General features: G+C 67.7%; 9 protein-coding genes and 1 pseudogene. 8 read left to right on the forward strand and 2 right to left on the reverse strand.

Annotated elements, in window-relative coordinates; all coding sequences use genetic code 11:
- The first annotated feature begins 143 nt into the window (after window positions 1-143).
- The 8 genes from AC6LJ2_RS29505 to AC6LJ2_RS29540 all read left to right on the forward strand — a co-directional run bounded on the left by AC6LJ2_RS29505 (window position 144) and on the right by AC6LJ2_RS29540 (window position 7,219).
- The gene (locus AC6LJ2_RS29505; protein WP_498152725.1) at window positions 144-842 is read left to right on the forward strand and encodes a fumarylacetoacetate hydrolase family protein; all 699 of its coding nucleotides are present in this window, start codon (window positions 144-146) and stop codon (window positions 840-842) included.
- A 12-nt stretch (window positions 843-854) separates the two neighbouring features.
- Window positions 855-1,493 (forward strand): maleylacetoacetate isomerase, encoded by a 639-nt coding sequence (gene maiA, locus AC6LJ2_RS29510; protein WP_445658091.1) that lies wholly within the window; start codon window positions 855-857, stop codon window positions 1,491-1,493.
- Complete coding sequence (locus AC6LJ2_RS29515) at window positions 1,490-1,888, forward strand: chorismate mutase (RefSeq protein ID WP_498152726.1); 399 nt, start codon at window positions 1,490-1,492, stop codon at window positions 1,886-1,888. The genes maiA and AC6LJ2_RS29515 overlap by 4 nt, the downstream gene beginning before the upstream one ends.
- Window positions 1,881-2,885 carry a tripartite tricarboxylate transporter substrate-binding protein gene (locus AC6LJ2_RS29520; RefSeq protein ID WP_263915512.1) on the forward strand — a complete coding sequence of 335 codons (1,005 nt, stop codon included), beginning with the start codon at window positions 1,881-1,883 and terminating at the stop codon, window positions 2,883-2,885. The genes AC6LJ2_RS29515 and AC6LJ2_RS29520 overlap by 8 nt, the downstream gene beginning before the upstream one ends.
- A 20-nt stretch (window positions 2,886-2,905) precedes the next feature.
- A complete protein-coding gene (locus AC6LJ2_RS29525; RefSeq protein WP_498152727.1) occupies window positions 2,906-4,258 on the forward strand; it encodes an FAD-dependent oxidoreductase in 1,353 nt (450 codons plus the stop codon).
- Window positions 4,259-4,277: 19 nt separating this feature from the next.
- On the forward strand, window positions 4,278-5,501 hold the full coding sequence (locus tag AC6LJ2_RS29530) for a 3-hydroxybenzoate 6-monooxygenase (RefSeq protein WP_498152728.1): 1,224 nt from the start codon (window positions 4,278-4,280) through the stop codon (window positions 5,499-5,501).
- Between the two features lie 28 nt (window positions 5,502-5,529).
- The gene (locus tag AC6LJ2_RS29535) at window positions 5,530-6,705 is read left to right on the forward strand and encodes an ABC transporter substrate-binding protein (protein WP_263915516.1); all 1,176 of its coding nucleotides are present in this window, start codon (window positions 5,530-5,532) and stop codon (window positions 6,703-6,705) included.
- Between the two features lie 154 nt (window positions 6,706-6,859).
- On the forward strand, window positions 6,860-7,219 hold the full coding sequence (locus tag AC6LJ2_RS29540; protein WP_263915520.1) for a hypothetical protein: 360 nt from the start codon (window positions 6,860-6,862) through the stop codon (window positions 7,217-7,219).
- Window positions 7,220-7,345: 126 nt separating this feature from the next.
- Here AC6LJ2_RS29540 and AC6LJ2_RS29545 read toward each other — a convergent pair whose 3' ends face one another.
- Both AC6LJ2_RS29545 and AC6LJ2_RS29550 read right to left on the reverse strand, forming a co-directional pair.
- The gene (locus AC6LJ2_RS29545) at window positions 7,346-8,362 is read right to left on the reverse strand and encodes a Bug family tripartite tricarboxylate transporter substrate binding protein (RefSeq protein WP_263915521.1); all 1,017 of its coding nucleotides are present in this window, start codon (window positions 8,360-8,362) and stop codon (window positions 7,346-7,348) included.
- 249 nt (window positions 8,363-8,611) lie between these two features.
- A pseudogene (locus AC6LJ2_RS29550) lies at window positions 8,612-8,736 on the reverse strand (amino acid ABC transporter ATP-binding protein); the annotation flags it as partial.

Here is an 8,736-nt window from a genome sequence, read left to right on the forward strand (position 1 = left end):
CTTTTAAGCTATCCGGCCCGCCCGGTGCAGGACGCCCGGGGCCTGTGGCGCGAAGAGCGCACCGCCTGACCGCCCCGCGTTCCCCGCTTCATGTCGGCGGGCGCCCGCGCGGGCGCCGGCCTCGCATTCCTACAAGGTGACCCATGTCTTTTGTCTTTGATCCCGCCGCTCCCGTTGCCGTGCCCGTCGCCGGCAGCGCCGACTGCTTCCCCGTGCGCCGCGTCTACTGCGTGGGCCGCAACTACGCCGCGCATGCCCGCGAGATGGGCTTCGACCCCGACCGCGAACCGCCTTTCTTCTTCTGCAAGCCGGCCGACGCCGTGGTGCCGGTGGCGCCGGACACCACGCTGTCGCTGCCCTACCCGCCCGAAACCGCCAACCTGCACTACGAAATCGAACTGGTCGCGGCCATTGGCAAGGGCGGCGCGAACATCGGCGTCGACGAGGCGCTGCAGCACGTCTGGGGCTATGCCGTCGGCCTGGACATGACCCGCCGCGACCTGCAGATGAAGATGCGCGAAGCCGGCCGCCCGTGGGAATTGGGCAAGGCCTTCGACCAGAGCGCCCCGATCGGCCCGTTGCACCGCGCAGCCGAGGTGGCTGGCATACACGAGGCGGCCATCTGGCTGCAGGTCAACGGCACGGACAAGCAGCGCAGCGACATCGGCAAGCTCATCTGGTCGGTCGCCGAAACCATCGCCTACCTGTCCCGGTACTTCCGCCTGGAAGCCGGCGACCTGATCTACACCGGCACGCCCGAAGGCGTGGGCCCGGTGGTACGCGGCGACACGATGGTCGGCGGCGTGGACGGCCTGGGCACGCTCAGCGTGCGCATCGACTGAGCGGAGCGCCCTATGCAACTGCACAGCTTCTTCAACAGCTCCACCTCGTACCGCGTGCGCATCGCGCTGGCCCTGAAGGGCGTGGCGTTCGAGGTGCTGCCCATCAACCTGCGCAAGCAGGAACAGCGCGCCGCCGGCTACGTTGCCATCAACCCGTCAGCCGGCGTGCCGCTCTTGACCGACGGCGATTTTTCCTTGTCGCAGTCGCTGGCCATCATCGACTACCTGGATGCCACCCACCCCGAACCACGCCTGATCCCGCGTGACGTGCGCGAGCGCGCCCGTGTGCTGGAACTGTCGGACGCCATCGCCTGCGATATCCACCCGGTCAACAACATGCGCATCCTGCGCTACCTGCAGGAAGAACTGGGCGCCACCGACGCCCAGAAGAACGCCTGGTACCACCACTGGATCCGCGAAGGCCTGACGGCGGTCGAGACCCTGCTGGCCCGCCACGGCCATGGCGCCTACTGCTTTGGCGCTGCGCCGACGCTGGCCGACTGCTGCCTGGTGCCGCAAGTGGCCAACGCGCAGCGCATGGGCTGCGACCTGTCGGCCTACCCGAACGCGCTGCGCGTCTATGCGCACTGCACCGCCCAGCCCGCGTTCCAGCAGGCCGCGCCCGCCCACCAGCCGGACTACGTCAAATGAGCCGCCAAGCCACGCCGGGCCAGGAGCCCGACCCCCAGGGCGCGCCGCTGCGCGAATACACCGACCCCGCCTACCGGCCCCTGTGCGCGACCCTGTCCGAGGTACGCGCCAATATCGATCGGCTCGATGACGAGATCGTGCGGCTGATGGCCGAACGCGCCATGTACGTGAAAGACGCCGCACGCTTCAAGCGCGACGCCTTCCAGGTCAGCGCCCCGGCCCGCCAGGCCGAGGTGTTCGACAAGGTGCGGCGCCTGGCGGACCGCCACAACCCGGGTTTCGAGAACCTGGACCAGGTGGTGGACGCCGCCTACCGCGCGATGGTCGCGGCCTTCATCGCCAATGAACAGACCTATTTCAACACCATGAAGATCATGGGAGACAAGCATGCGTGATTTCACCCCCCTGACCCGAGCGCGCGGTGTCGCGGCACGCGCCCTGGCCCTGGGCATGGTCGCGCTGGCGCCATGGGGCGCGGCGCAGGCCGCCGATGCCTGGCCGACGCAGCCGCTCAAGGCGATCGTGCCGTTCGGTCCCGGTTCCAGCCCCGACCAGGTGGCGCGCATCGTCGGCGAGAAGGCCGGCGCCCTCCTGGGCCAGACCGTGGTGGTGGAAAACAAGCCCGGCGCCAGCGGCAACATCGGCACCTTCGCCATCGCCAATGCCAAGCCCGACGGCTACACCTTCGGCGTGTCCATCACGGGCCCCCTGGTGAACAACACGCTGCTGTTCGACAAGCTGCCCTATGCGCCCGCCACCGACCTGGCGCCCCTGACGCTGGCGGTGCACCAGCCCAACGTGCTGGTGGTGCCGGCCAACGCCGGCATCGCCAACGTCGGCCAATTGCTGGAGGCACTGAAGAAAAACCCGGACAAGTACAACTTCCCCTCGCCGGGTGCCGGCACGGTGTCGCACCTGGCCGTCGAACTGCTGCTGCAGCAGATCGGCGCGCGCGCCACCCACGTGCCGTATCCGTCGTCGCCTGCCGCGCTGACCTCGCTGCTGTCGGGCGATACCCAGTTCGCCGCGCTGCCGCCGATTGCCGTGATGCCGATGGTCAAGGATGGCCGCCTGAAGGCGCTGGCCGTCACCTCGTCCAAGCGCTCGGGCCTGCTGCCCGAGATTCCCACGCTGGCCGAAGCCGGCGTGCCCGGCATCGAAGGCTCGGCCTGGATCGGCTTCGTGATCTCGTCCAAGGTGCCGGCCGACATCCAGAAAAAGCTGTCCGATGCGCTGATCCAGGCGATCCGCGACCCGGAAGTCGTCAAGCGCCTGCAAGCGCAGTTCATGGACCCCGTGGGCAGCAGCCCGGCCGAGTTCCGCGCCTACATGGACGACGAGCTCACGCGCTGGGAACCCCTGATCAAGAAGCTGGGCATCAAGGGCCAATAGCGTTGCGCAAGGAGACAAGCATGAGCATTACCGAACCCGCCCGCCAGATTCCGCTGTACGGCGAATACGACGTCGTGGTGCTGGGCGGCGGCCCCGCCGGCATTCTCGCGGCCGCCAGCGCCGCCCGCAACGGCACCCGCGTGCTGCTGGTGGAACGCTACGGCTTTCTGGGCGGCATGGGCACGGCCGCGGGGGTGTCCAACTTCTGCGGCCTGCATGCCAACATCCACGGCGACATCCGCCAGGTGGTGCACGGCATGACCGACGAGCTGCTGGACCGCATGCGCGCGCTGGACGGCCTGAACGACCCACACCTGATCCTGGGCAAGATCCACGCCCAGGCCTACGACATCTCGGCCTTCAAGTGCGCGGCCGACGGCATGGTGCAGGACAGCGGCGCGCAGATCCTGTTCCACGCCCTGGCCACCGGCCTGACGCGCGACGCGGCCGGCAATGTCGATGCGCTGTTCCTGGAAACCAAGTCGGGCCGCTGCGCGGTGCGCGGCAAGGTCTTCATCGACTGCTCGGGCGATGCCGACATCGCCCAGTGGGGCGGCCTGCCCTTCGAGAAAGGCGATGCCCAGGGACACATGCTCTACCCCACGCTGATGTTCAAGGTGGGCAACGTCGACGGCACCCGCGCCCAGGAAGCCTGGAAGACGATTCCGCTGCTGATGGACCAGGCCGCGGCCAGCGGCGAATTCACCTTTCCGCGGCGCGGCGCCATCGTGCGGCCGCAAAAGCATGACTACGAATGGCGCGTCAACGTCACGCAGCTGGCCAACGCCGACGGCAGCGCGGCCGACGGCACCGACGCCGCGTCGCTGTCGGCCGGCGAACTGGAAGGCCGCCGCCAGATCACGCAGTACCTGGCTTTCCTGCGCGCCAAGGTGCCGGGCTTCGAACAGGCCTATGTGCTGGACATTGCCCCGCAACTGGGCATCCGCGAAACCCGCCGCATCGTCGGCGAAGCCGTGCTGACAAAGCAAGACGTCCTGGGCTGCGCCGATTTCGAAGACAGCATCGGCGTGAACGGCTGGCCGCTGGAGATGCACACGGCCGGTGACGTGCAATGGATGTGGCCGCCCATTCCCGAATCGCGCGGCTACAACCAGCTGCCGTTTCGCATGATGGTGCCGCGCCGCGGCGCGGGCGTGGCCGGCAACGTGCTGGTGGCCGGGCGCTGCGCGTCGATGACGCACGAAGGCCAGTCGGCCGCGCGTGTCAGCGGCAGCTGCTTCGTCATGGGCGAAGCCGCCGGCACCGCGTCGGCGATGGCGCTGTGCGCCGGCATCGCGCCGGCCGACGTGCCCGTGGCGGCGCTGCAGGCGCAACTGGAAAGCCAGGGCGCCTTCCTGGGCCGCCAGGAATGACCCTGCAAGGAATTTCGCAATGAACGCAACACCGGCAGTCTCTTCTTCCCCGCAATCCGTGATCGTCGTGGGCGGCGGCATCGGCGGCCTGGCCGCCGCGCTGGCGCTGACCCGCCAGGGCATCGCGGTGCAGTTGCTGGAACAGGCCGCGCACATCGGCGAAATCGGCGCCGGCATCCAGCTGGGGCCCAATGCCTTCGCCGCGCTGGACGCCCTGGGCGTGGGCGCCACCGCGCGGCAGCGGGCGGTCTTCACCGACCACATCATCATGATGGACGCGGTCGATGCCCGCGAAGTGGTGCGCATCGATACCGGCGCGGCCTTTCGCGAACGCTTCGGTGGCCCCTATGCCGTGATCCACCGCGCCGACATCCACCTGTCCATCCTGGAAGCCGTGCAGCAGAACCCGCTGATCCGCTTTCGCACGTCGACCCAGATATCCAGCGTGTCCCAGGACGGCCGGCGGGTCGAAGTGGTCGACACCGACGGCAACCGCTATCAGGCCGATGCCGTGGTGGGGGCCGATGGCGTGAAATCCGTGATCCGCGAACGCCTGATCGGCGACCCGGCGCGCGTGACGGGCCACGTGGTCTATCGCGCCGTAGTGGAACGCGACAACATGCCCGAGGAACTGCGCATCAACGCACCCGTGCTGTGGGCCGGCCCGCACTGCCACCTGGTGCACTACCCCTTGCGCGGCGGCCAGCAATACAACCTGGTGGTGACCTTCCACAGCCGCGAACCCGAACAATGGGGCGTGCGCGAAGGCAGCAAGGACGAAGTGCTGTCGTACTTCCAGGGCATCCATCCGCGCCCGCACCAGATGCTGGACCGCCCCACCTCGTGGAAGCGCTGGGCGACCGCCGACCGCGAACCGGTCGAGCACTGGGGCCAGGGCCGCGTCACGATCCTGGGCGACGCCGCCCATCCCATGACGCAATACATGGCCCAGGGCGCCTGCATGGCGCTGGAAGACGCGGTGACGCTGGGCGAAGCCGTCAAACGCTGCGACCACGACCTGCAAGCCGCTTTCCGCCTGTACGAATCGGTGCGCATTCCCCGCAGCGCGCGCGTGGTCTGGTCGACCCGCGAAATGGGCCGCCTGTATCACGCGCGGGGCGTCGAACGCACCGTGCGCAACATGCTGTGGACCGGTCGCAGCCAGTCCCAGTTCTATGACGCGTTGCAGTGGCTCTATGGCTGGAAAGTGGAGAACTGTCTCGCGGGACCCATCGAGCCGTAGAAAAACGGCAGGCAAGGAGGAGACAACCATGACACACCCCACCATCCGCGGCGCCGCCGCGATGCTGCTGGCCACGGCGGCACTGGCCGCCCAGGCCCAGCAAAAGCCCGTGGACATCGGCTTCATCGGCACGCTGTCCACGCCCGCCGGCTATATCGGCGAAGATGAGCGCGACGCCTTCATGCTGGCCGTCAAGGAAGGCGGCGGCAAGCTGGGCGGCGTGCCGGTCAACGTGCGGGTCGAAGACGACGCGCTCAAGCCGGCCAACGCCAAGCAGATCGCCGACAAGATGGTGCAGGGCGGCGTGCGCCTGTTCACGGGCGTCAACTTCTCGAACGTCCTGGCCGCCGTCGCGCCAACCGTGCTCAACGCCGGCGGCTTCTATGTCAGCCTGAACGCCGGGCCGTCCAACTACGCCGGCAAGGCCTGCCACCCCAACTACTTCTCGGTGTCGTTCCAGAACGATTCGTACGCCGACACCGCGGGCATCGCCGCCAACGAGCTGGGCGCCAAGCGCGTCGTGGTCATGGCGCCCAACTACCAGGCCGGGCGTGACGCCGTGGCGGGCTTCAAGCGCACCTACAAGGGCGAGATCGCCGAAGAGATCTACACCAAGCTGGACCAGGCCGACTTCTCGGTCGAACTGGCGCGCGTGCGGTCGCTGGCGCCCGACGCCATCTTCCAGTTCCACCCGGGCGGTGCGGGCATCAACCTGACCAAGCAGTTTGCCAATTCCGGGCTGGACGGCAAGATCAAGATGATCACCCCGATCTATTCGATGGACGAGCGCATGCTGGCCGCCACCGGCACCGCGGGCAAGGGCTTCTACCTGAGTTCGCTGTGGAGCGCCGATCTGGACAACGCGCAGAACAGGCACTTCGTGGATGCCTTCACCAAGGCCTACAACCGAGCGCCCACCGCCTATGCCGCGCAGGCCTACGACACCGCCAACCTGATCGGCACGGCCCTGAAGGCCGCGGGCGGCGACATCGCCGGCAAGCCCGACGCCTTCCGCGACGCATTGCGCCGCGCCGACTTCCCCAGCGTGCGCGGCAAGTTCAAGTTCGGCCCCAACCAGCATCCGGTACAGGACTGGTATCTGCTGCATATCGAGGCCGGCCCGGACGGCAAGCTGGTCTACAAGAACCTGAAGGTAATCGCGCGCGACCACACCGACGTGCACGCGGCCGAGTGCAAAATGTGATCCGGACGGGTCCGCGGTTCCGACCAGGGAGCGCGGACCCCGAGGCACGGGACAAATGCCGGGTCTGGCCTTAGTATGCTGGGGGTCGCGCGCCGCTCGCCGGTGCGCCCCGCAAACCGCACGCGCCAGTCCAAGCATCATCACACCGATCCCCATGCCCGACGCCCAAGCCGCTTCCTGGAAACACCTGCCCGCGCCGAAAAAGCGCACTGCCCTGCCCTTTGACGCCGTCTATACGGCCGAACAGTACGCCCGCCTGCGCCAAGGCCGCGTGCCGCAGGAAATGGAAGACAAGTGGTTCATCTACCTGGAAGACGGCGTGCTGCGCTTTCACCGCAGCTGGACCGGCATCTGGATCTACGCCGTAACCTTGCAGCCAGACGGCGAGCAATGGCGCGCGGGCCATGCCTGGGTCAATCGCGAGGCCGACCAGTACGGCTGCACCGACCTTGAGACCGACCGCAAGCTGCTGCTGCGGCTGGTCGACAATCTGCTGGCCTCGCCCGTGGCGTGACGTCATCGGCCGGCCACGCATGCCACCTGGCCGGCCCAGGAAAAAGCCGCGCCCTGGGGCGCGGCTTGCATCAGGCCCGCGTAGCCGACGGCATGTCGCCGGCACGCACGCGTCAGGCGCCTGCGTTCAATTCAGGCTGGCGCCGGAGATCTTCACGATCTCCTGGTACTTGGCCTTTTCGGTCTTGACGAATTCGGCGAAGGCTTCGGGCGTCATCGGGCCCACTTCCGACCCCATCAGCAGCGAACGCTGCTTCACATCCGGCAGCTCCATCGCGTCGGCGAAGGCCTTGTGCAGCTTGGCCACCACCGGCGCGGGCGTGCCGCCCGTGGCGAACACGCCGAACCAGGTGCCCAGGTCAAAGCCCTTGATGCCGGACTCTTCCACGGTGGGCACATCGGCCAGCAGCGACGAGCGCTTGGCCGTGGTCACGGCCAGCGCCTTGACCTTGCCGTCCTTGATCAGCGGTGCGGAAGCCGCCAGGTTGTCGAACATGAAGTCCGACTGGCCCGACAGCAACGCCAGCTGCGCGGGTGCGGCGCCCTGGTAGGGAATGTGCTCGACGTTGATGCCGGCGCGCGCCTTGAGCAGCTCGCCCGACAGATGGCCCGCGCTGCCGTTGCCGCCCGAACCGTAGTTCAGCTTGCCCGGGTTCTTCTTGGCATAGTCGATCAGGTCGGCCAGCGTCTGGATCTTGTTCTTGGTGGCGAAGTCGACGTTCATGACCAGCACGTTCGGCACCGACGTCACGATGGTAATAGGCGCGAAGTCCTTCACCGGGTCATAAGGCAGGTTGGCGAACAGCCAGGGATTGATGGCGTGGGTAGCCACGGCGCCCATCACCAGCGTGTAGCCATCGGCCGGGGCCTTGGCCACCAGGTCGGCGCCAATGTTGCCGCCGGCGCCCGAGCGGTTTTCCACGATCACGGGCTGGCCGAGCGAGCCGCGCACCTTTTCGGCCAGCATGCGGGCCATGGTGTCCAGCGGGCCGCCGGGCGGGTAAGGCACCACGAAGCGCAACGGCTTGGTGGGGAAATCGGTGGCCTGGGCCAGCGCAGGCGCGGAAAAGGCCAGCGTGGCGGCCAGGGCCGCGGCGCCGCCCAGCAAGGCGCGGCGCAGGGCGCTACGGGGGGTCTGTTTCATCTCGTGTTCTCCTCTCGATGCATCATTGGCGGTCGGTAGCATACCGCAGCGAGACGAACGGCGTAACAAAGGGCTACCGCCGAAAGCGGCTCGAATTCGGCCAAAAGGCGCTCGTCCGGGGCGCAGTCGCCCAGACGATGCCCGAACCGGTGAATCCGCGGGAAAGCACTCGCCCAAAGAAAAAACCGCCTTCGCAGGAAGGCGGTTTTCGGTCTCCGGAACAGCGGCAGGCGCCGCCCTCGGTTCGGATCAATGCAAAATCTGGCTCAGGAACAGCTTGGTGCGTTCGTTCTGCGGATTGTCGAAGAACTCGTCCGGGCTGTTCTGCTCGATGATCTCGCCGCGGTCCATGAAGATGACGCGGTTGGCGACCT

This window comes from Achromobacter sp. 1014246743, from assembly GCF_059760725.1.